The sequence below is a fragment of the Sphingomonas sp. DC1600-2 genome, assembly GCF_049897605.1.
Classification (GTDB): domain Bacteria; phylum Pseudomonadota; class Alphaproteobacteria; order Sphingomonadales; family Sphingomonadaceae; genus Sphingomonas.
Map to the genome: position 1 here is coordinate 271,910 of NZ_JAFCWO010000003.1, position 21,290 is coordinate 293,199.

A 21,290-nucleotide genomic window follows, 5' to 3' on the forward strand; every position below is an offset into this window, starting at 1 on the left:
TCGTCATGTCCGCGCTCTACCCGCCGGGTCGGGCAGCGCGACTTGGGGCTTTTCCCAGCCGCGCAGGGAGGGCACCACAAATGCGTAAAATGAGTACGGCGATTCTGGCGATCGCAACCGCGACGAGCGGCGTCTTTGCAACCAGCGCGATGGCGCAAACCGTGACCGACCCTGCCGCCGCCACGGACGCGGCCCCAGCCGATATTGTCGTCAACGGCTATATCCAGTCGCTTGCCAAAGCGCGCGCGTTGAAGCGCGATGCCACCATCGTCAAAGACGTGATCGTCGCGGAAGACATGGCGAAGTTCCCCGAACTCAACCTGGCCGAATCGATCCAGCGCCTGCCGGGCGTGGCGATCAACCGCGAGGCAGGCGAAGGCCGCCGCATCACGCTGCGCGGCCTTGGGCCAGACTATACCCGCGTCCAGCTCAACGGCATGGAAGTGCTCGGCAACGTCGATTCGGCGATGGACAGCCGCGGCCAGCGGTCGCGCGACCGCGCGTTCGACTTCAATATTTTCGCCTCCGAACTGTTCTCGCGCATCGAGGTCGAAAAGACCTATCAGGCGGCGCAGAATGAAGGGGGCATGGCCGGTACGGTCGGCCTGTTCACCGCCAAGCCGCTGGAATATAAGCAGGGCATTACCGGCGCGATCTCGGCCAAGCTCGGCACCAACAGCTACACCAAGGACGCGCAGCCGCGCATCGCCGCGATGATCGGCCAGAATTGGGGCGATACCTTCGGCGTGCTGGTCTCGGTAGCGTATTCGAAGCGCAAGACCGAGGAGCAGGGCTACAACACCTATTCGCCGACCCAGTTGAGCGCGAGCCAGATCTCCAGCTACCTCGGCAAGGGCCTCGATATCTCAGGGCTCTCGGCCGACCAGCAGACCAAGTTCAAGTCGGGCGATCTGGTGTTCGCCTCGGGCAACCGCCTGTCGGTGTGGGATGCGCAGCAGGAGCGGCTTGGCCTGACGCTCGCCACGCAGTGGCGTCCGGCGGACAATGTGCTGTTGACGCTCGATGCGCTGCATGGCGAATTCACCACGCACCGCGACGAATATCACCTCGCGACGCGGCCCAACAACACGTCGGGCTCGGTGATCTTCGATACGACCTCGAAGATCAATTCGATCCATTGGGACAGCAGCAACTTTGTCGATGCGATCAGCGTCGACAACGTCACCTATGCCAGCGAACACCGCCGTTCGCTCAACAAGAACCGCTTCAACCAGCTCGCGCTGACCGGAAAATGGGATGTGAATGACAGCCTCGGCTTCGACGGCCATGTCGGCTATGAGGATTCGAAATACACTACCCCGTATGATGACAAGCTGTACCTGCGCGCTTATGGCGGCATGACCACGACCTATGCGGCGGACGGCACCTCGGCGACCAACGTCTATCGTTGGAACACCACCGATGCGTCGAAATATGAGTTCAAGGAATTCTACTTCCGCGAATTCTGGAACAAGACCAGCCTGCGCGAAGCGACCGGCAACGGGCATCTAAAGCTGAGTGACATATTCACGCTGCGCGCGGGGGCGAGCTATCGCCGCTACAGCACGTCGGGCTCCGAAATCTACAATGACGGGCAGTTCCACCAATTCACCGGCAGCCCCGTGACATCCTATGCCGACGTCTTCACGCAGAACGAGGCGGCAAGCTGGATCACCGGCAATTATGCGGCAGCATTTGCCAAATATAACGCCTCGCACACCACCGCCGGCGCAACCGACATCGAAAACACCTACACCGTCACCGAAACGACCAAGGCGACCTATGGCCAGCTCGACTGGGACGGCCATGTCGGCGGGATGCGGCTGCGCGGCAATCTCGGCGTTCGCGCGTATTTTACCGACGTCAACAGCAACGGCCTGATCACCAACAGCGATGACACGCCGATTGGCAGCAACGTTACCAAATCGAGCTATTCGGGCGTGCTCCCGGCACTCAACGCCATTTTGGAAGTGACGCCGAGCTTCCTGATCCGCGTGGCTGCGGCCAAGAACATCAACCGTCCCTCGCTCGGTTCGCTGGCGGCGGCGGGCAGTGCCAATGCCGATAGCGGCCAGATCACGGCAAGCGTCGGCAACCCGAACCTGAAACCATATAAGGACAATGCCTACGACCTGTCGGCCGAATGGTATTTCGGCAAGATCGGCCTGATTTCGGTGGGCGTGTTCCACAAGGATATCAGCAACCTGATCTCGAGCGAAACGCTGTTCAATGTGCCGTTCAGCGCGACGGGCCTGCCGGTCTCGACGCTACCCGGCGTAACGCCGACCACCATCGTCGCGGAATTTTCGCGGCCGGTGAACCTGAGCAAGGCCTATATCACCGGCTTCGAAGCGGCGGCGCAAACCAACTTCACTTTCCTTCCGGCCCCGTTCGACAAGTTCGGTATGTCGGCGAACGTGACGGTGATCGATTCGAACGCGCCGGTGAAGGGTGTGAAGACCCCGATCCCAGGCCTGTCCAAGACCAACGCCAATGGCACGCTCTATTACGAAACCAAGCGCTGGGGCATTCGCGGATCGGCCAACTATCGGTCGTCCTATCTGCGCAGCGCCTATGACGGCTCCAACCCGGCGAGCGAGGACGGGTTCGACGGCACGGTCTATGTCGACGCAGCGGCGTTCGTGAACCTTACCAGCACGCTGCGGCTGACGGTGGACGCAATCAACATCGCCAACACCGCCGAGGTGCAGTATAACAGCATCTATCACCGCTTGCATAACGAGACTCAGAGTGGCCGTACCGTCTTTGCCGGTTTCACGCTGAAGTTCTGACGACCCCCTCCGGGCGGCGCGTCGGGCTTGTCGGCGCGCCGTCTTTTTGTGAATGGACGAACGCCCATGTCGCTGCCTCCCGCCGATCGTCGCGCTTTCCTGAAGACCCTGATGGCCGGCGGCGGCGCGGCGGCGGGCGGCATGTTCCCGTCGATCGCGCGCGCATTGTCGATCCCCGCCAATCGCCGGACGGGGACGGTGATGGATGTCGAACATGTCGTGATCCTCACGCAGGAAAACCGCGCCTTCGACCATTATTTCGGCGCGATGCCGGGGGTGCGCGGTTTTGGCGATCGCTTTGCCATTCCGGTGCCCGATCTGGGCGAACGGCGCGGGGCGACGGTGTTCGTGCAGCCGAGCGAACACGTCGGCCCGCCCGACTGGATCGCGCCCTTCCACCTCGACACCAAGCGCGATTTCCGGCTGATGCGGCCGCTCGGCACGCCGCACGGTTTTCCCGACAGCCAGGCGGCGTGGGACAATGGCCGGATGGGCGGCTGGCCCAAGGCCAAGCACGACCATGCGATGGTCTATTTCACGCGCGAGGATATTCCGTTCCAATATGCGCTGGCCGAGTCCTTCACGCTGTGCGACGCCTATCATTGCGCGCTGCACCTCAGCACCAATCCCAACCGGCTCTATGTGTGGACCGGCACGCACGATCCGCAGGCGCGCGGGCACGGCCCGGCGATCGACAATGGCTATGACGGGTTGGAAGATCCGCGCGGTCATGGCGGCTATGCCTGGACGACGTATCCCGAGCGGTTGCAGGCGGCGGGGATCGGCTTCCAAATCTATCAGCAGATGGAGGACAATTTCAGCGACAACCCGCTGATCGGTTTCCGCCGCTATCGCGATGCGCGCACCGCGACGTCGGGGCCGGACGCCGATTTGATCCGGCGCACGCTGACGACGCGTGGGCTCGATCTGCTCAAGGCCGACGTGCTGGCCGACAAACTTCCCCAGGTCTCGTGGATCATCGCGCCGACGGCGGCATCGGAACATCCAAGCGTTTCCACGCCGCTGCAGGGTGCGGATTATACCGCGCAGCTACTCAATGCGCTGACCGCCAATCCCGAGGTGTGGGCCAAGACGGTGCTGCTGCTCAATTTCGACGAGAATGACGGGCTGTTCGACCATGTCCCGCCGCCCGCACCGCCCGCGCACGATCCGCGCGATCCGGCGCGCTTGCTGGGCGGCACGACGGTTGCCGCCGAGGACGAATATCACCGCCATTCGCAAGGCGAGGCCGATGCGGCGTATCTCGGTCGCCCTTATGGGCTCGGGCCGCGCGTGCCGATGTATGTCGTCTCGCCGTGGAGCCGCGGCGGCTATGTCGCGTCCGAAGTGTTCGATCACACCAGCGTCATTCGCTTCCTCGAAACGCGCTTCGGCGTGGCCGAACCCAATATCAGCGCCTGGCGGCGCGCGGTGTGCGGCGATCTGACGTCCTGCTTCGATTTCTCGCGCGCCGATGACCGGGCGTTTGCCGAAGCCTTGCCGCCAACGCGGGCGCTGTCCGAACGTGCGGCGACGCTCAAGGAGACGCGCCCGCTGCCACCCGCCGCGCTGACCGCGCCGGTGCAGGAAGCGGGCATTCGCCGCCGCCGCGCGACGCCCTATCGGCTCGATGCGACGCTGGTGGTTGCGGCGGGGCAAGCGCCGGGGCTGCTGCTGTCCAACACCGGGCGCGAGCGGGCGGCGGTGTTCCACCTCTATCCGTTGACCGATCTTGCGGGCGGGCCGCGCCGCTACACCGTAGGCGCAGGGCAATCGCTTTCCGCCGAACTGCCGGTGGGCGCGGACGGGGTGTATGATGCGTTCCTGCTCGGGCCCGCCGGGTTTCACCGGCGCTTCACCGGTCGCAGCGCGGGCTTTGCGCCGGTGCTCGAGGCGGAGGGAGTGCGGGTACGCAACCATGGTGACACCGCACTGAAGCTGACGGTGCGCGATCTCGCTTATGGCCAGCCGCCGCGCACGTTGGAGATTGCAGCGCGCGCAGAAAGCGTCGTGCCGGTCGACCTGTCGGGCAGCCACGGTTGGTACGATCTGCTCGTCACCAGCGCGACCGAGCAAGTGCGGCTTGCCGGGCATCAGGAGAGCGGCGGCGAATCCTTCACCGATCCGGTAGCGCATGGCGCGGCTCCGCTGGTGATGGCGTCGCCCAACCCGGTCGCTTGACGCGACCGGGGCTTCAATAATAAGCGCGCGCCAGCACCTCCGCCTCGATCGCGCAGGCGGCGGGATCGACCTTGGGGGCGGTGATGCGGGCGCGGGCGAGTTCGACGCGTGCCAGGTCGAGCTGCTGGCGGAACGATGCGGAGCCGTGCAGTACCGCTGAGGCGGCGGCCCCCGCTTGCCAGCCGCCCTCAACCGCGCTGGCCGAATGCGCGCCGCAAATCACGCGGCTTTCGCCCGCCTGGCGGCCGCGTGCGAGCAGCTCGCTCGCCCGGTCGGGCGCGAGTTCGGCGAGCAACAACGCCTCCAGCCACCCATTGGCAGCATGGCCCGAGGGATAATCGCCGCTGCGGGCGAGCGCGGCGGTGCGCGCCTGACACATGGGCGCATCATTGTCGGCATAGGGGCGGGCCCGCGCGTAATGGGTTTTGACGGGCTCGACGAGGAAACCCGCGCCAGCCCGGTCGAACAGGCTGGCGAGGGTCGGCACGTCGCTGGCCTTCAACGTCACGCCGAGCGCGCAGGCATAGCGCGACAATGGGCCATTCTCGACATCGCGCTGCGCGATCCGCCAGCGCGGGCTGCCCTCCAGCGCGCGCGTGGCCTGAAAGATCGCGCGATCGGCAATATCGCGCGGCGATCCGGCGGCGGGCGGGGCGGACAGGATGTGCGCCCCATCCACGGGCGGCATCCACGGATCGCCGATCGCGGCGACGGCGCTGCCCATTGCTGCAACCGCGACGAGGCCTGCGAGGAAAAGCCGCTTAGACATTGAGACGCATCTCCCCGATGGCGGGGTCGGTCCGGCCCGGTCGCCCGTTTTCGACCTTGCCCGCGAAGCGACGCAAAAAGGTGGGGTCGTCGGGCGAACGGATCGTCAGATCATACCAGCGGTCGCTGGCGGCCAGATCCCAGCGGTCGCGCAGCGTTGCACCGGCGGGCACCGTGAGGTCGCGCGTTCGCGCGGCCGCCGTCGGATAGGCCGGATCGAGCGTGATCGTGTAGCGGCGCGGCGCGGTGCCGGGATTGGCGAGCAGGAGCTCGACCGCATCCTGGCTGGGCAGCGCGACCACGCCGACCTCTGCCGTGTCCGCCAGCGTTCCGGCATAGCGGCGCAGCAGCCCGTCAGGGCCGATCACGCTCAGGTCGTAGCGGTCGGTGACGGTGCCGTCGTCATGCCATTGCGTGCTGGCATAGTGGTCGCCCGCGCCGATCGTATAGTGCCATGGGCCGCCGTGATCGAGATTGTCGTGGACGGTCAACACCGCGCCGGTCGTGCCGCGATTGATCAGGTCGATCCGGAAGCGCCGATCCGCGTCGATCCGGCCGAGGATGTCGAGCCGATAGGGCAGGGCGCGGGCAGGGCGTTGCCCGGACATTTGCCGGGATGCACGTTGCACCGCCGGAATCGCGGTGGCGCGTCCGGCCTGGGAGCGCGCGATGCGCTGTTCGAAATCGGCGGTGCCGGGCAAGGTCAAGCTCGCCCAGTCGCGATTGGGCTGCGCGAAATCGAAGGCGGAGATGAGGTCGCCACACACCGCGCGCCGCCACGGCCCGATATTGGGTTCTGCCACGCCGAAGCGCGCCTCGAGAAAGCGCAGCACCGATGTATGGTCGAACAGTTCGGAGCAGACAAAGCCGCCGCGGCTCCACGGCGAGACGAGGAGTGCGGGCACGCGAATGCCCAGGCCGATCGGTTGTGCGCCCGGATTGTCGCCGCTGGCATAATGCTTCGCTTCCCCGGCGATCGAGACGGTGCTGTGGCCCGGCACGTCCCCCACCGGCAGCACGGGCGAGGGCATATGGTCGTAAAAGCCGCCGCTCTCGTCATAATTGACGATGAACACCGTTTTGGCAAAGACCTCGGGATGGTCGACCAAGGCGGCGATCAGCTCGGCGCAAAGATGTTCGCCGCGCGCGGGCACGGCGGTCGGATGTTCGGACAGGTCGGCGGCGGTGACGATCCACGACACTTGCGGCAAGGTCCCCGCCGCCAGATCGCGCCGGAAGCCCTCGACCAGTTGCTCCCCGTCCGAGCGGGTGCGGTCGGCACCGGTCTTATGCTCGCTCACCCACGATCGACCGCGCCGGTACAAAGCGGAATCGCGCGCGCAGGGACGGAAGGCGGGAAAGACCGACAGCGTGTTGTCGCCGAAATTGTCATATTCCTGATAGACCTTCCAGCTTACGCCCGCTTGTTCCAGCCGCTCGGCATAAGTGGTCCAGCGATAGGCATCGGGGCGTAGCGGCTGGTCGGTCGCCATGTCGGCGCTGGGCGTTTCGTCCTCGCCATAATTGTCCATTTCGGGATCGCCACCGACGGTGCCGCCGCCATTGCAGCCGGTGAACAAATGCAGCCGGTTGGGATAGGTCTGCGTCAGCGTCGAGGCGTGATAGGCGTCGCAAATCGTGAAAGCGTTGGCGAGCGCATAGTAAAAAGGCAGGTCGCCCGCGCCATAATGCAGCATCCGCTGGTGCAATTGCCGCGTCGCGCCCCAGCGATCACACCGACCCCGGTTGAAGATGGTGAGATTGTGCTGATGGCCCTGTTCGGAGCCATCGACGCGGAAGGACTGCGTTGTGGTCGAATCACCGTGGAAGGGCAGCACGAAGCCATCGGGATGCTGCGCGCTTGGTTGCGCCCACACGCTGCGCCCGCCGGGCAGGCGCAGCGGACGCGGATCGCCCAGCCCGCGCACGCCATTATAGCTGCCGAAATAATGATCGAACGAGCGGTTTTCCTGCATGAAGATCACGACATGCTCGACATCGCGGATCGTGCCGGTCGGGCTGTTGGCGGCGATCGCGGCGGCGCGCTCGATCAGGCCCGGCAGCATCCCGGCTGCGCCCGCACCGGCCCCCGCCGCCATCTGCAGAAACCGCCGTCTGGTCGCATCGCTCACAGGTATCCTCCGTCGATCCGGGGCGAATGTCGCCACCAGGTCATAAATCTGGTATAGTCCAGTTAAACGACAATCGTGCGACAGTCGCGCTTCGGATCGCCGCTTCTGCAAAGGAAAATGCCCATGCCCTCCGCCCTTATCGACAGGATCTACGCGCTGTTCGCCGAGCATGGCGACGATCGCTATGGCGAGGAGGTCGATCAGCTGCAGCACGTGCTGCAAGCGGCGCAGGCGGCGCGCGAGGATGGGGCGTCGGACACGCTGATCGCGGCGGCGCTGCTCCATGACATTGGTCAGTTCGTTGACGGGGCCGGGCTCGCTGCCGATCTGCACGGCGCGGACGCGCGGCACGAGGAGTTGGGTGCGGCGCTGCTCGCCACGGCCTTTCCGCCCGCAGTGTATGAGCCGGTGCGCCTGCACGTCGCCGCCAAGCGCTATCTCTGCGCGGTCGAGCCCAGCTATGAGGCGGGCTTGAGTGCCGCCTCCGCACTCAGTCTGCGCTTGCAGGGCGGGGCGTTCGATGCGGCGGGCATCGCGGCGTTTGAACAGGAACCGTATTTCGCCGATGCGGTGGCGCTGCGCCGCTATGACGATATCGGCAAGCAGCCCGATTGGCAGGTGCCCGATCTCGCCAGCTATCGTCCGCTGCTCGAACGGCTTGCGGTGCGTCCGCTGGCGTGATCCTCCGGCTTCGGCCATGATCGGGCCTATGCAGAAGGCAGCAGAAGCGGGGTCAGGTCCGCATTATCTCGCGCTACGCGATCGTCTGGTCGAGGAGATCGCCTGCGGCGCGCTGGGAGCGGGCGCGCGGTTGCCGTCCGAGCGGCGGCTTCAGCTTGGGTCGGGCGCGGCGCGCGGCACCGTGCGTGAAGCGCTGTTCCAACTGGAGGCGGAGGGGCTGATCTATCGTCGCGACCGCAGCGGCTGGTATGTCTCGCCGCCGCCTGTGGTCTATGACCCGACGCGCTGGGCGGGCTTCATGACCTATGTCGCCGAGCAAGGCCGCGTGCCGACGACCGAAACGCTGCACAAGCATACGGTGGCGGCAGCGGCGGTGGATGCGGCGGTGTTCGGCTGCGCGGTTGGCGCGCCGCTGTACGCGCTCGCCCGCCGCCGCGCGATCGACGGGCGGCCGGTACTGATCGAGCGGATCCTGGTCGATCCTGCGATCGCGCCCGGCCTGATCGATCACGATCTGGATGGGTCGCTAACGGCGGTGCTGACCGGGCGGTATGGCGTGCGGGTGGTGCGCAACCATGTCGAGATGCGACCGTGTGCGCTGATCAAGGACATCGCGCAGGCGCTGGGCGTCGCGTCGGGCACGCCGGGGCTGCTGGTGGTGCGCCGCAGTTACGATGCGGCGGATCGCATCGTGGAATATGACCACGAATATTGGCGGCACGACGCAATCCGCGTCCTGGTCGAGGTGCGCACGCGCGATTAGCGCTTGGCGAGCGCATAGGCCTGGGTTCCGTGGGTGAGGACGCGATCCTCCGGCAAAAGCGTGGCCACGGGTATGTCCGGTGTACCGGCCAGCGCCTCGTAAAGCGGCGCGAAATCGGTCTCGACCGTCACGCGCAGCAGTTCGTCGAAGCTCGGGATCACGAAATAATTCTGCTGGAAATCGTCAATCCGGTAGTCGGTGCGCATCACGCGCTTGAGGTCGAAGGCGATGCGGTTGGGGCTGGCATCGTCGAGCGCGAAGCGGCTTTCGGCGAAGCTGGAGACGATCCCGGCACCATAGATGCGCAAGCCCTCGGGATCGGCGATCAACCCGAATTCGACCGTGTACCAATAGAGCCGCCCGAGATATTTGAGCGCATCCAGCCCCTGCGCACGCTGCCCGCCGCGACCATAAGCTGCGAGATAATCGGCGAAGACCGGGTCGGCGAGCATCGGCACATGGCCGAACACGTCGTGGAACACGTCGGGTTCCTGCAGATAATCGAGCTGGTCGGGACGGCGGATGAAATTGCCCGCGACGAAGCGGCGATTGGCCATATGGTCGAAGAACACGTCGTCGGGCACCAGCCCCGGCACCGCCACGACTTGCCAGCCGGTGAGCTTCATCAGCCGTTCCGACAGTTCCTCGAAATCCGGGATGCCGGGCTTGGACAGCTTCAGTACATCCAGCCCGCGCAAATAAGCGTCGGAGGCACGGCCGGGCAGCAGCTTCGCCTGGCGGGCGAACAGCGTGTCCCACACACGGTGCTCTTCCTGGGTGAAGTGTGCCCAGTCCTGCGGAATCGTCCAATCGTCCGCCGCATTGGCGGGCGGGCGGTCGAGAACATGCGTTTCTTCGGTCATGACTTCAGGGTAGCACAGCCATAGCAGGGCAGGAAACGGGTTGCAGATGAAACGACTTTTCAGCGCGCTGTGCGACCGGAATCGGCGATGAAGCCACCATCGAAGCTGTTATGGGCGCTGGAGGTGCCGCGGGGTGCCTGGGGCCTTGCCTCGCTTGCGGGCGCGCGCACGATGCTGGCGCAGGCTCCGCGTGGTGACGGGCGAGCGGTGATGTTGCTGCCGGGGCTGTTCAACAGCGATGCTTCGGGGGTGTTCCTGCGACGCTATCTGCATAGGCTTGGCTATCGGGCCGAAGGCTGGGGGCTCGGGCGCAATCTCGGCGCGCGCACGATCGGGCCGGAGGGCGAGCGGCTGCTGGCACGGATCCGTGCGCTGTATGACGAAACGGGCGCACCGGTGACGCTGATCGGGGTCAGCCTGGGCGGGATCATGGCGCGCTTCGCGACACACCGTCTGCCCGGCATGGTGCGCGAGGTGGTGACGATAAGTTCGCCTTTCGCCGGGGACCCGCGCGCGACCAATGTGTGGCGCGCGTTCGAGCTGTTGACCGGGGAGCGCGTCGATGCCCCGCATGTCCGCGCGCAAAGCGCACTGGTGGCGGAGCCGCTGCCCGTGCCGAGCACCGCGATCTGGAGCCGCAGCGACGGGCTGGTCAACGGCATGATTTGTCATGACGCTGCCAGCCGCGCGATCGAGGTGCGCAGCAGCCATGTCGGGGTGCAGGTGCGCCCGGCGGTGCTGCTGGCGGTGGCACGCGTGCTGGGCGGCGACGCGGCCTGACGCACCGCCGCCCTTCGCGGGTTTAGCGTTGGGCGTGGGGCCGGTATTGATCGCAATCGTCGCGATTTTGCGCGCGACAATCCTTATATTGCCGTTTCAACTCCCGCCCCTCGCGGGCTTCCTGCTTGCGCATCTTGCGGCCGTAATTGCGGTCGGCCTCGGACTGACTCGTCGTGGTCCAGTCGACCGCCTTGCTGGTCGCGCGCACGGGCAGGGTGGCGACGTTGACCACCGTCTTGGCAAGGCAACCGCCGACAAGCAGCGGAAGCAAGGCGACGACGGCGATCACGGATTTGCGCATTATTGGCCTTTCGCCTTGGCACGCTGGGCGTTGCGCGCGTCGACGCCAATATAGGCGAAATCGGTAAAGAAGCCATCGATGCCGAGATTGAGGAAGCGCGTGATTTCCTCGGCCAGCTTGCCGTGCACGGCGGGGTCGGTGCCGATACGCAGCGATGGCGGCAGGAACATGTTTTCCGCGCGGAAGGTCCAGGGATGGAGCCGCAGCCCTGCCGCATGCGCGTCGGCGACGAGCGTGGAGGGTGCAGCATCGCCGCGCTGGATCATGTCTTTATTGGGGCCGATCCCGTACGCATAAGCGGCGACGGCCTTGAGCCCTTCTGGCGTGATCATCGCGGCGTAGCTCGGCGCGGCCTTGTCGGCGGGGGCACCGGCGGCATCCATCAACTGGATCAGGCGCAGGCCGGTCATGGTGTGGAGTTGCTTGAGGTTGTTGACCTCGAACGACTGGATGAACACCGGGTCGCTCGGCTTGGACCAGCCCGCCGCCTGCAACTGCGCGACGAGGCGCGCCTCCATCGGATGGCCGATGCTGGCGAAATAGGTCGGATGCTTGGTCTCGGGATAGATGCCGACGATGCGGCCACCGACCGAGTGCTTCTTGGCCAGCGCGATCACCTCGGCCAGCGTCGGCACTTCGAACTGGCCGTCATATTTGGCGTTGTCGGGCCGGACCTTCGGCAGCCGCTCGATCGCGCGCAGCGTCTTCAACTCGGCGAGCGTGAAATCCTCGGTAAACCAGCCGGTGTGGGTTTCGCCGTCGATCACCTTGGTGGTGCGGCGCGCGGCGAATTCTGGGTGCTTGGCCACATCGGTGGTGCCGGTAATATCATTCTCATGGCGTGCGACGAACACGTCGTCCTTGGTCAGCACCAGATCGGGCTCGATGAAATCGGCCCCCTGTTCGATCGCCAGCGTATAAGAGGCGATGGTGTGTTCGGGCCGCAGCCCGCTCGCGCCGCGATGCGCGATGACGATGGGGGAGGAAAGCGGCTTCACCGGCACAGTCTGCGCCATCGCGCCGGGCGATACCAGCAATAGTGCCGCCATACCGGCTGTTCGAGCGCGCGCGATCCCTTTAAGAAGGACAGGTGCGCGCCGATATACGGAAACCAAAGCGTTCATAATCGTTACCCCAAGCTCAACGGGAGGCGAGCCTCAATGCATTTCACCATCAATGGCGCGACCCATTCGGTCGAGCCCGATATCCGTGCCTCACTGCTCGATGTGCTACGCGAACATCTCGGGCTGACGGGAACGAAGAAGGGCTGCGACCATGGCCAGTGCGGTGCGTGCACGGTGCTGGTCAACGGCCGACGGATCAATGCATGCCTCACATTGGCGGTGATGCATCAGGATGATGACATTCTGACGATAGAAGGACTTGGCAGCGCAGATCAGCTCCATCCATTGCAGGCCGCCTTCATCAAGCATGACGGATATCAGTGCGGATATTGCACGCCTGGGCAGATCTGTTCGGCGGTCGGGATGCTCGACGAGGTGGCTAAGGGCTGGCCGAGCCATGTCAGCGCCGACCTGGAAACGGTCACGCTCGACGGGCACGAGATTTCGGAGCGGATGAGCGGCAATCTGTGTCGCTGCTCGGCTTACCCCAATATCGTCGATGCCATTGCCGAAGTTGCCGGGGCGGAGCGCGCATGAAGACCTTCACCTATAGCCGTGCCGAAAGCCCCGAAGCTGCGGTCGCCGCCGGTGGGCGCTTCATCGCGGGCGGCACCAATTTGCTCGACCTGATGAAGCTGCAGATCGAGACGCCCGAGAAACTGGTCGACATCAGCCGGCTCGATCTCGCGCGGGTCGAGCGGCGCGGCGATGGCGGCCTGACGATCGGGGCGCTGGTGCCCAATAGCAATCTTGCTGCCGATCCTCAGGTGATCGCCGATTATCCGGTGCTGAGCCGGGCGCTGCTCGCTGGGGCCTCCGGGCAATTGCGCAACAAGGCGACCACCGGGGGCAATCTGCTCCAGCGCACGCGTTGCCCGTATTTTTACGACACCGCGATGGCGTGCAACAAGCGGGATCCCGGTGCAGGGTGTTCGGCGATCGACGGGTTCAACCGCAATCTCGCGATTCTCGGGACCAGCGAGCAGTGCATCGCCACCAACCCCAGCGACATGGCGGTGGCGCTGCGCGCGCTGGATGCGACGATCGTCACGCTCACCTCTGACGGCGACAAGCGCCGGATCGCGATCGGCGATTTCTATCGTTTGCCGGGTGACACGCCCGAAATCGAGACGGTGCTGCGGCCGGGCGAACTCATCACCCATGTCGAACTGCCCGCGCCGCCCGCCGGTGCGCAGGCCTATCGCAAGGTGCGCGACCGCGCGTCTTATGCCTTTGCCTTGGTGTCGGTGGCGGGGGTGGTTGCGGTTGTGGACGGGAAGATCGCCTCCGCCGCGCTGGCGTTTGGCGGGCTTGCGCCGATGCCGTGGCGCGACTCGGCGGTCGAGGCCGCGCTGGTCGGGCAAGCGCCGAGTGACGCCGTGTTTGCGGCTGCGGCGGATGCGCTGCTGGCCGACGCCAGGGGCCACGGCGCGAACGATTTCAAGATACCGCTCGCGCGCCGGACGCTGATCGCGACGCTGCGCACGCTGACAGGAGCAGGTGCATGAGCGACTTTACGATGGATGCCGATCATCCCGGCCTCGCAATGGATCGCGGCGTGCAAGGCGTGCTCGGTGCCGCGCTTGACCGCAGCGAAGGCGCGCTCAAGGTCAGCGGCGCGGCACATTATGGTTATGAGCATCTGGTCGAAGGCGAGGTGGCGTACGGCTATCTGATCACAGCGCCCGCCGCCAAGGGCAAGGTGACGGGCATCGATACCGATGCCGCGCGCGCGCTACCCGATGTGCTCGACATCATCGTCGATGATCCGCGCATCCCGCGCCAAGCGGCGGCGTTCGGCCCGGCTCATACAGGGAACGACGAGATCGACCATTGGGATCAGGTCGTCGGCGTTGCGGTGGCGACCAGTTTCGAGGCGGCGCGCGCGGCGGCGAAGGCGGTGCGCGTGCATGTCGCCATCGAACCCGGCCATTTCGACACGATGGCCGATATCGACAAAGCGAGCGGCCCGCCCAAGGATTCGCGGCTGCAGGACATTGCCAAGGGCGATATCGAAGCCGCCATGGCGCAGGCGGCGGTGACGATCGACCAGATCTATACCACGCCCAACCACGTCCATGCCGCGATGGAGCCGCACGCTTCGGTTGCGATCTGGAATGGCGATTCGCTGACGCTGCATTCCAGTCTGCAGATCCTCAAGGTCGCGCGGCAAGTGCTGGCTAAGTCGCTCGGCGTTGCCGACGAAAAGGTGCGAATCCTGTCACCCTATATTGGCGGTGGCTTCGGCGGAAAGATGCTGGGGCCGGATGCGGTGCTGGCGGCAATCGCCGCGCAGAAGCTGGGGCGTCCGGTCAAGATCGCGATGGCGCGCCGCCAATTGTTCCACAACGTGTATCGGCGCACCGATACCCATCAGCGCATTCGCCTTGCCGCGACCGAGGAGGGCAAGCTGCTGGCGGTCGGGCATGACAGCGTCATCAGCCAGGGTCCCGATGGCGGCTTCATGGAGCCGGTCGCGCTGGGGTCGATCTCGCTTTACGAGGCACCGGTCCGGCATTTCAGCCACAAGGTGGTCACGCTCGACATGGTGATGGCCGGTGCGGTGCGCGCGCCAGGCGAGGCGGTCGGTACGCTCGCGCTCGAAACCGCGATGGACGAGATGGCCGAGGCGCTGGGCCGCGATCCGATCGACTTTCGCAAGCTGAATGAGCCGAAGGTCGATCCGATGACGGGTGCGCCCTTTTCGACGCGCGGGCTGGTCGCCTGTCTTGATCGCGGGGCGGAGGCCTTTGGCTGGGCCAAGCGTTCGGCGCAACCGGGGCAAGTGCGCGACGGCGAATGGCTGATCGGCATGGGCGTGTCGGCGGCGGTGCGGATCAATCTGCTGGTCGATTCGGAAGCGCGTGTGACGCTGTCGCCCGATGGCCGCGCGCGGATCGAAACCGACATGACCGATATCGGCACTGGCAGCTACACCATCCTCGCGCAGATTGCGGGCGAGGCGCTGGGGCTGCCGATGGAGCAGATCGACGTGATCCTGGGCGATACCGATTTGCCGCCGGGCGCGGGCTCGGGCGGGTCGTTCGGTGCGGCGAGCGCGGGGTCCTCGGTCGCGCTGGCGTGCGAGGACATCGTTACGACGCTGGCCGAGCGGATGGGGGCCAAGGCGCAGGACATGACGTTGAAGGACGGTCATGCGGTCGCCGGCAACCGGCGCGTGCCGCTCGCCGAACTGGTTGGTGACGCGCCGGTGGTGGCGATGGGCAAGATTTCGCAAGGCTCCAATGCCCGCACCTTCAGCCAGGCGGCGCACGGTGCGCAATTCGCCGAAGTTGCGGTGAATGTCGTCACTGGTGAAGTGCGGGTGCGGCGGATGCTCGGCGTGTTCGAGGCCGGACGCATCCTCAACGCCAAGCTCGCGCGCAGCCAGGCGATTGGCGGGATGATCTGGGGCATTGGCTATGCGCTGATGGAGGAAGCAGTGCTCGACCAGCGCCACGGCCAGTTCGTCAACCATGACCTGGGCGAATATCATGTGCCGAGCCATGCCGACGTGCCGCCGCTCGACGTGATGTTCCTCGAAGAGATCGACACCCATGCCAATCCGATCGGGGTGAAGGGATTGGGCGAATTGTCGATTTCCGGCGCGGGCGCGGCGGTGACCAACGCGATCTACAATGCCTGCGGCGTGCGCGTACGCGACTTTCCGCTGACGCTCGACAAGATAGTGTCCGGTTTGCCGGAAATGTGACTCCTCCCCGAACGGGGAGGATCAGGAGAAGATGATGGCCGATAACGATTCCGTGCTGAACGCCGCCGCGCAGTGGAAGGGCGCGCCGCTCGCGCTCGCCACGGTGGTGTCGACCTGGGGATCGGCCCCGCGCCCGCGTGGCAGCCATATGATCGTCCATGCCGACGGGCGGTTTGAAGGCTCGGTGTCGGGCGGCTGCGTCGAGAGCGACATCTTGGCGACCGCCGCCGAGGTGATTGCGGGTGCGCCGTTCCAGCTCAAAAATTATGGCGTGGCCGATGCCGCCGCCTGGGAAGTCGGCCTGCCGTGCGGCGGCGAGATTTCGGTGCTGGTGCAGCCGGTATCGGCCGAGGGCTTCGACCCCGAATTGTTCGACCGCATTGCCGAGGCGCAGGCGGCGGGCAAGGCGCTGGCGGTGTCGACCGATCTTGCCAGCGGGCAAAGTTCGCTGCGCCCGCTGGAGGGCGCGGCGTTTGTCAATCGCTACGATCCGCCGCGGCGGCTGTTCATCGTCGGTGCGGTGCAGATCGCGCAGGCGCTGGCTGGTCTCGCGCGGCAATTGGGCATCCAGGTGACGATCATCGATCCGCGTGCGCGCTTCCTGACCGAGGAGCGTTTCCCCGGCGTCACGCTCGATGACCGCTGGCCCGACGAGGCGATCGAAGCGCTCGACCCGGGTCCGGCAAGCGCGGTGGTGACGCTTAGCCACGACACCAAGATCGACGATCCCGCGCTGGTCGCAGCACTTGCGCGGCCGACGGCGTATGTCGGCGCGCTCGGTTCGCGCCGCAGCCATGCCGCACGGCGGGAGCGTTTGGCGGCGGCGGGCGTTGCAGACACGGACATCGATCGCATCGATGCGCCGGTCGGGCTCGATATCGGCGCGATCGGCCCCGCCGAAATCGCGCTGTCGATCGCGGCGGCCATGGTAGGAGCGTTCAACCGGAAGGACTGAAGCGATGATCGCGGTCGAAGAGTGCGTGCTGATTTTGCTCGCGGCCGGGCGATCGCGCCGGTTCGGCGACGCGGACAAATTGCAGGAACCGTTTCTCGGCAAGCCGCTGGCCTATCATGTCGTCACTGCGCTGGAGGACGTGCCGTTCAAGGCGCGCTTCGTGGTGTGTTCGGGCACCGAGCTCGATTTCGCCAGCCGGGGATATGCCGTGCTCCACAATCACAATCCTGACGACGGAATGTCGGGATCGGTCAAGCTCGGCGTCGCGGCGGCGCGCGAGATTGGCTGCGCAGCGGTGGTGATCGCTCTGGCCGATATGCCGCGCGTGACCGCGACGCACATCCACCGCTTGCTCGAGGCGGCGAGCGGCCCGGATGCGGTGGTCGCGTCGAGCAACGGCGTTCACAGCAGCCCGCCCGCTTTGTTCGGGGTCGATCAGTTCGATGCGCTGATGACGCTGAGCGGCGATGAAGGCGGTCGCGCAATGGTGCGCGCCGGGCGGCATGTGATCGCGCCCGAGGCCGAATTGCTCGATATCGACCGGCCCGAGGATCTCGAACGCTTGCGCGCGTTGCGTTGACTTAGCGCACGTAGCTCGCGCCGTTCACGTCGAGCACAGCGCCCGTCATCGATGGCGGCGCATCGAGTGCGAGGAAGCGGGCGACCTCGGCGACTTCCTCGGGGCTAGCCACGCGGCCGAGCGGAATGTCGGCGAGCAATTTGTCCCCGCCGCGACTCTCCAGATACTCTTCGGCCATGCCGGTCATGGTGAAGCCGGGACAGACCGCAAAGGCAAGAATGCCGTCCTTGGCATAGCCGCGCGCGATGCTCTTGGTCATCGCGACCATGCCCGCTTTGGACGCGGCATAATGCCAATGCTGCGGCGAATCGCCGCGATAGGCGGCGCGGCTGGCGATGTTGACGATCCGCCCGCCGGTCCCACGGTCCTGCCAGTGCAGCACCGCGAGGCGGCACAATTCCGCGGCGGCGGTCAGGTTGATGCGCATCGTACGCTCCCATTCCGCAACCCAGGCGGCATCGTCGCGTGCGATCGGATTGGCCTCGAACACCCCGGCATTGTTGATCAGCACGTCGATCCGCCCGCCATGCGCGGCGAGCGCCGCGTCCCACAGCGCGCGCGGTGCCGCCGGATCGGCAAAGTCGGCCGGGATGCCGCTTGCGGTCCCCTGTCCGATGACGGTGGCACCAGCCGCCTGTAGCGCCGTCAGCGTCGCGGCACCGATACCGCGCGAGGAACCGGTGAGGAGAATATGGGTCATGCGCCCGGTGTAGCGGGCGATCGCGGTCGCCGCCATATCGCTCGACGGTGATGGCGCGCGGTCAGGCCGCGACGCTGGCCGAGAAGGTATCAGCGGCGCGCTTCAAGCCACCGAGCCGGTCGTCAACTTCGCCGAAATCGTGTTCGAGCGTTTCGATTTCCCCCGCAACGCTTTCGGTGTCCTCGCGAATCGCGGTGATCGTGTTGGCCATCGAATCGGCGGCGAGCGCGGTTTCATCGACGGCGGCGGTGATCGCGGTGACGGTCTGCGCCTGCGCTTCCATCGCATAACGGATGCGATTGGCGCTTTCCTGCACCTCCGCCACGGTCGATTTGATCGAGGCGTTGGTCTCGACCGTGGAGCGTGTGGCGGACTGAATCGCGGAGATCTTGGCGGCGATGTCGTCGGTCGCGCGCGCCGTTTGATTGGCGAGGCTCTTCACTTCCTGCGCAACCACGGCAAAACCGCGCCCGGCATCGCCCGCGCGCGCCGCCTCGATCGTGGCGTTGAGCGCGAGCAAATTGGTCTGCCCGGCAATGTCGCGGATGAGACCGAGAATCGACTCGATCGACTTGGCATGGTCGCTGAGCGTTTCGGACATGCCGACCGCGGCCCCCGCCTGAGTCGAGGCGCGGGTGGCGATTTCGGCGGCCGCTTCGACTTCGGTGCGCGCATCTTCGATCGCGCGGATCAACCCGGCGGCGGTTTGTGCCGCTTCGCGCATCGCCATCGCCGATTGCTCGGCTGCGGCGGCGACTTCGCTGGTCTTGCCCAGCATCCCGCGCGCCGATCGCGCAGCACCCTGCGCCTGGACGCGGATGCGATTGCCGAGCGCGGCGGTGCCCTCGATCGACCCGGCGATCGTCGCGCTGAACGCGCTGGAACGCAGGCGGCGTTCGTCGCGAGCACGTTCGGCATCGCGCGCGCCGAGATGCGATGCCATGACATCGGCCTCGACCAGCCCGAGTCGCTGTACACAATCCGCCAGCACCCGCAGCCGGGGCGACCCCGCACCAAGCCTGGCTTCGATCCATTCGAGCGTGCGGCTGTGCGCGAAGCTCAACGAGGTCAGCAGGGCGGGCAGCGGAATGTTCGCCTTTTGCGAATCGGTGGCGTGGCGAATTGCCATGCGCATCCAATCGTCGTCCTGCGGCGCGGCATATTTGGCGCGGGTATATTTTGCGCTGTGCGCCACGCGCGCGGACAGATAGTCGGGTGTGAAGAACCCCCGGATATGCGCCGTTTGCGGCAGCGAGAGATAATACTCCCAGAAAGCGCGCGCGATTTCGCCTTCATGGCCGACGATGGCGTCCGCAATTTCGGCGGAGGCGGCGGCGACACTGCCATCCCAATCATAGTCCGCGACGCGCGCGGCGGCAGTGCGGCTTACGCCACTCCACCCGCCGGCGGTCGCGCCCTCGGGCGTCCCGCTTCCAGCCATGTCAGATCCTCTCCAGGGCTCATGCAGCGACTTTCGCGACGAATTCGCTCGCGCTGTTCTTGAGCATGCCAAGTTTCGTATCGAGCGAGTCGAAACCGCGCCCGACGCGGTCGATCTCGGAGGCAACGCTTTCGGTGTCCTCGCGGATCGCGGTGATGGTGTTGGACATCGAATCCGCGGCGAGCGCGGTTTCATCGACGGCGGCGGTGATCGCGGTGACGGTTTGCGCCTGCGCTTCCATCGCATAGCGGATGCGGTTGGCGCTTTCCTGCACTTCCGAAACGGTCGCCTTGATCGAGGCGTTGGTCTCGACCGTCGAGCGCGTGGCGGACTGGATCGCGGCGATCTTGGCGGCGATGTCGTCGGTGGCCCGTGCGGTCTGGTTGGCAAGGCTCTTCACTTCCTGCGCAACCACGGCAAAGCCGCGCCCGGCATCGCCCGCGCGGGCGGCCTCGATCGTGGCATTGAGCGCGAGCAGATTGGTTTGCCCGGCAATGTCGCGGATGAGACCGAGGATCGATTCGATCGACTTGGCGTGGTCGCTGAGCGTCTCCGACATGCCGACCGCAGCACCAGCCTGGGACGAGGCGCGCGTCGCGATTTCGGCGGCGGCTTCGACTTCGGTGCGCGCGTCCTCGATCGCGCGGATAAGCCCGGCGGCGGTTTGCGCTGCTTCGCGCATCGCCATCGCCGATTGCTCGGCTGCTGCGGCGACTTCGCTGGTCTTGCCCAGCATTCCGCGCGCCGAGGTGGAGGTTTTGACCGATTGGCCGCGCAGCACTTCCGATTCCTGCGTTGCCTGTTCCACTGTGGCAGCGATTCCTTCGCGGAAGTCGATCGCCAGCCGGTCGCGTTCGCCGCGCGCGGTGTGGGCACGGAATGCGTTGTAGATTTCGACGGTGATCTCGGCTTCGAGGCCGGTCAGGCGCATCACCGTATCGATGAACGTCGGCAAGCGCGGGTCGTCCGACTTCACGCGCTTGAACAGAATTTCCAGAGCGGCTCGATCGCTGGCGCAGGTCATCGACAGCAAAGCCATGGTCGAGACCCCCGCCTTGTAGCCCGAGGCGACCGAGCGCTCCATCGACTCGACCCACAGGCGCCCGGACACGTCGCAGAAACGGTGGCGCAGATAGGTGACGCCAAGTTCGACCATCTTGGTTTCTTCATGCGGTTGCCAGCTTTGCGCGCCGGGGCTCGCGCGCCGCCATTGGGCCCAGAACGCCAGCGCGATGTCTGCGGCATCGGGCTCCAGGATCGTCCACACGTCGCGTGCCGCACTCTCCAGCGAATTGTCGGAATCGAACGCGCGCAGCCGCGCCCGGATGTCGATCGTCGCAGCAACCGTGCCGGGATTGGGCAATTCATTGACGGTCAAGGCGAAAACTCCGTGTCTGGCATGACCGATGAAGCGGACGGTCCGACACATGGCGTAGCGCGATTTGGTTAATGCGCGGTAAGCGCGGTTGCCGCCCTGCGACGATCGCCCCTTCGATTCGCTCTGGCCAACCGCGCTG

18 protein-coding genes are annotated in these 21,290 nt (G+C 65.8%); 10 read left to right on the plus strand and 8 right to left on the minus strand.

All coding sequences use genetic code 11. From position 1 onward, the window contains the following. Nucleotides 1–80: 80 nt before the first annotated feature. Together ACP7BL_RS07970 and ACP7BL_RS07975 are read left to right on the plus strand one after the other, a co-directional pair. Nucleotides 81–2,792: a TonB-dependent receptor gene (locus ACP7BL_RS07970; RefSeq protein WP_426258040.1), complete on the plus strand. Its 2,712-nt coding sequence runs from the start codon at nt 81–83 to the stop codon at nt 2,790–2,792. A gap of 66 nt (nt 2,793–2,858) precedes the next feature. Next, complete coding sequence (locus tag ACP7BL_RS07975) at nt 2,859–4,973, plus strand: phosphocholine-specific phospholipase C (RefSeq protein ID WP_426258041.1); 2,115 nt, start codon at nt 2,859–2,861, stop codon at nt 4,971–4,973. A gap of 13 nt (nt 4,974–4,986) precedes the next feature. On the opposite strand, the gene ACP7BL_RS07980 is transcribed toward ACP7BL_RS07975, so the two are convergent. Beyond that, nucleotides 4,987–5,742 carry an acid phosphatase gene (locus ACP7BL_RS07980; RefSeq protein WP_426258042.1) on the minus strand — a complete coding sequence of 252 codons (756 nt, stop codon included), beginning with the start codon at nt 5,740–5,742 and terminating at the stop codon, nt 4,987–4,989. Beyond that, nucleotides 5,735–7,873, minus strand: a complete 2,139-nt coding sequence (locus ACP7BL_RS07985) for a phosphocholine-specific phospholipase C (protein ID WP_426258043.1) — start codon at nt 7,871–7,873, stop codon at nt 5,735–5,737. The genes ACP7BL_RS07980 and ACP7BL_RS07985 overlap by 8 nt, the downstream gene beginning before the upstream one ends. A gap of 123 nt (nt 7,874–7,996) precedes the next feature. On the opposite strand from ACP7BL_RS07985, the gene ACP7BL_RS07990 reads away from it, so the two are divergent. Both ACP7BL_RS07990 and ACP7BL_RS07995 read left to right on the plus strand, forming a co-directional pair. Next, nucleotides 7,997–8,554, plus strand: a complete 558-nt coding sequence (locus ACP7BL_RS07990; RefSeq protein WP_426258044.1) for an HD domain-containing protein — start codon at nt 7,997–7,999, stop codon at nt 8,552–8,554. A gap of 28 nt (nt 8,555–8,582) precedes the next feature. Next, a complete protein-coding gene (locus tag ACP7BL_RS07995; RefSeq protein WP_426258045.1) occupies nt 8,583–9,317 on the plus strand; it encodes a UTRA domain-containing protein in 735 nt (244 codons plus the stop codon). On the opposite strand, the gene phhA is transcribed toward ACP7BL_RS07995, so the two are convergent. Then, nucleotides 9,314–10,180: a phenylalanine 4-monooxygenase gene (gene phhA / locus ACP7BL_RS08000; protein ID WP_426258046.1), complete on the minus strand. Its 867-nt coding sequence runs from the start codon at nt 10,178–10,180 to the stop codon at nt 9,314–9,316. The two genes, ACP7BL_RS07995 and phhA, sit on opposite strands and share 4 nt — an antisense overlap. Before the next feature lie 87 nt (nt 10,181–10,267). On the opposite strand from phhA, the gene ACP7BL_RS08005 reads away from it, so the two are divergent. After that, a complete protein-coding gene (locus ACP7BL_RS08005) occupies nt 10,268–10,960 on the plus strand; it encodes an esterase/lipase family protein (protein ID WP_126848145.1) in 693 nt (230 codons plus the stop codon). 22 nt (nt 10,961–10,982) lie between these two features. Here the strand turns inward: ACP7BL_RS08005 and ACP7BL_RS08010 are convergent, their stop codons facing one another. Further along, nucleotides 10,983–11,261 (minus strand): hypothetical protein, encoded by a 279-nt coding sequence (locus tag ACP7BL_RS08010; RefSeq protein ID WP_126848144.1) that lies wholly within the window; start codon nt 11,259–11,261, stop codon nt 10,983–10,985. Next, nucleotides 11,261–12,310: a glycerophosphodiester phosphodiesterase gene (locus ACP7BL_RS08015; RefSeq protein WP_126848143.1), complete on the minus strand. Its 1,050-nt coding sequence runs from the start codon at nt 12,308–12,310 to the stop codon at nt 11,261–11,263. The genes ACP7BL_RS08010 and ACP7BL_RS08015 overlap by 1 nt, the downstream gene beginning before the upstream one ends. 111 nt (nt 12,311–12,421) lie before the next feature. Between ACP7BL_RS08015 and ACP7BL_RS08020 the strand changes: the two genes are divergently transcribed. Genes ACP7BL_RS08020 through ACP7BL_RS08040 form a run of 5 tightly spaced genes read left to right on the plus strand, consistent with a single transcriptional unit; the run spans nt 12,422 to nt 17,632 of the window. Then, the gene (locus ACP7BL_RS08020; protein WP_426258047.1) at nt 12,422–12,922 is read left to right on the plus strand and encodes a 2Fe-2S iron-sulfur cluster-binding protein; all 501 of its coding nucleotides are present in this window, start codon (nt 12,422–12,424) and stop codon (nt 12,920–12,922) included. Next, a complete protein-coding gene (locus tag ACP7BL_RS08025; protein ID WP_426258048.1) occupies nt 12,919–13,893 on the plus strand; it encodes an FAD binding domain-containing protein in 975 nt (324 codons plus the stop codon). Before ACP7BL_RS08020 ends, ACP7BL_RS08025 begins: the two co-directional genes overlap by 4 nt. Then, entirely contained in the window at nt 13,890–16,097 is a 2,208-nt protein-coding gene (locus tag ACP7BL_RS08030) for a xanthine dehydrogenase family protein molybdopterin-binding subunit (protein ID WP_426258049.1), read from the plus strand. Before ACP7BL_RS08025 ends, ACP7BL_RS08030 begins: the two co-directional genes overlap by 4 nt. 34 nt (nt 16,098–16,131) lie before the next feature. Then, a complete protein-coding gene (locus ACP7BL_RS08035; protein WP_426258050.1) occupies nt 16,132–17,052 on the plus strand; it encodes an XdhC family protein in 921 nt (306 codons plus the stop codon). A 4-nt stretch (nt 17,053–17,056) separates the two neighbouring features. Beyond that, the gene (locus tag ACP7BL_RS08040) at nt 17,057–17,632 is read left to right on the plus strand and encodes a nucleotidyltransferase family protein (RefSeq protein ID WP_033966225.1); all 576 of its coding nucleotides are present in this window, start codon (nt 17,057–17,059) and stop codon (nt 17,630–17,632) included. A 1-nt stretch (nt 17,633) separates the two neighbouring features. On the opposite strand, the gene ACP7BL_RS08045 is transcribed toward ACP7BL_RS08040, so the two are convergent. The 3 genes from ACP7BL_RS08045 to ACP7BL_RS08055 all read right to left on the minus strand — a co-directional run bounded on the left by ACP7BL_RS08045 (nt 17,634) and on the right by ACP7BL_RS08055 (nt 21,136). Continuing rightward, a complete protein-coding gene (locus ACP7BL_RS08045; protein WP_426258051.1) occupies nt 17,634–18,332 on the minus strand; it encodes an SDR family NAD(P)-dependent oxidoreductase in 699 nt (232 codons plus the stop codon). 61 nt (nt 18,333–18,393) lie between these two features. Continuing rightward, a complete protein-coding gene (locus ACP7BL_RS08050; RefSeq protein WP_426258052.1) occupies nt 18,394–19,773 on the minus strand; it encodes a methyl-accepting chemotaxis protein in 1,380 nt (459 codons plus the stop codon). Nucleotides 19,774–19,792: 19 nt separating this feature from the next. Continuing rightward, on the minus strand, nt 19,793–21,136 hold the full coding sequence (locus ACP7BL_RS08055) for a methyl-accepting chemotaxis protein (RefSeq protein WP_126848212.1): 1,344 nt from the start codon (nt 21,134–21,136) through the stop codon (nt 19,793–19,795). Between the last annotated feature and the right edge of the window lie 154 nt (nt 21,137–21,290).

Bases quoted from the DNA above. Each gene is read 5' to 3' on its own strand.
- ACP7BL_RS08040 (WP_033966225.1), top strand. From the start codon at position 17,057: ATGATCGCGGTCGAAGAGTGCGTGCTGATTTTGCTCGCGGCCGGGCGA.
- phhA (WP_426258046.1), bottom strand. From the start codon at position 10,180: ATGACCGAAGAAACGCATGTTCTCGACCGCCCGCCCGCCAATGCGGCG.
- ACP7BL_RS07975 (WP_426258041.1), top strand. From the start codon at position 2,859: ATGTCGCTGCCTCCCGCCGATCGTCGCGCTTTCCTGAAGACCCTGATG.
- ACP7BL_RS08035 (WP_426258050.1), top strand. From the start codon at position 16,132: ATGGCCGATAACGATTCCGTGCTGAACGCCGCCGCGCAGTGGAAGGGC.
- ACP7BL_RS08020 (WP_426258047.1), top strand. From the start codon at position 12,422: ATGCATTTCACCATCAATGGCGCGACCCATTCGGTCGAGCCCGATATC.
- ACP7BL_RS08015 (WP_126848143.1), bottom strand. From the start codon at position 12,310: ATGGCGGCACTATTGCTGGTATCGCCCGGCGCGATGGCGCAGACTGTG.
- ACP7BL_RS08050 (WP_426258052.1), bottom strand. From the start codon at position 19,773: ATGGCTGGAAGCGGGACGCCCGAGGGCGCGACCGCCGGCGGGTGGAGT.
- ACP7BL_RS08005 (WP_126848145.1), top strand. From the start codon at position 10,268: ATGAAGCCACCATCGAAGCTGTTATGGGCGCTGGAGGTGCCGCGGGGT.
- ACP7BL_RS07990 (WP_426258044.1), top strand. From the start codon at position 7,997: ATGCCCTCCGCCCTTATCGACAGGATCTACGCGCTGTTCGCCGAGCAT.
- ACP7BL_RS08045 (WP_426258051.1), bottom strand. From the start codon at position 18,332: ATGACCCATATTCTCCTCACCGGTTCCTCGCGCGGTATCGGTGCCGCG.
- ACP7BL_RS08010 (WP_126848144.1), bottom strand. From the start codon at position 11,261: ATGCGCAAATCCGTGATCGCCGTCGTCGCCTTGCTTCCGCTGCTTGTC.
- ACP7BL_RS08030 (WP_426258049.1), top strand. From the start codon at position 13,890: ATGAGCGACTTTACGATGGATGCCGATCATCCCGGCCTCGCAATGGAT.
- ACP7BL_RS08025 (WP_426258048.1), top strand. From the start codon at position 12,919: ATGAAGACCTTCACCTATAGCCGTGCCGAAAGCCCCGAAGCTGCGGTC.
- ACP7BL_RS07980 (WP_426258042.1), bottom strand. From the start codon at position 5,742: ATGTCTAAGCGGCTTTTCCTCGCAGGCCTCGTCGCGGTTGCAGCAATG.
- ACP7BL_RS07970 (WP_426258040.1), top strand. From the start codon at position 81: ATGCGTAAAATGAGTACGGCGATTCTGGCGATCGCAACCGCGACGAGC.
- ACP7BL_RS07995 (WP_426258045.1), top strand. From the start codon at position 8,583: ATGCAGAAGGCAGCAGAAGCGGGGTCAGGTCCGCATTATCTCGCGCTA.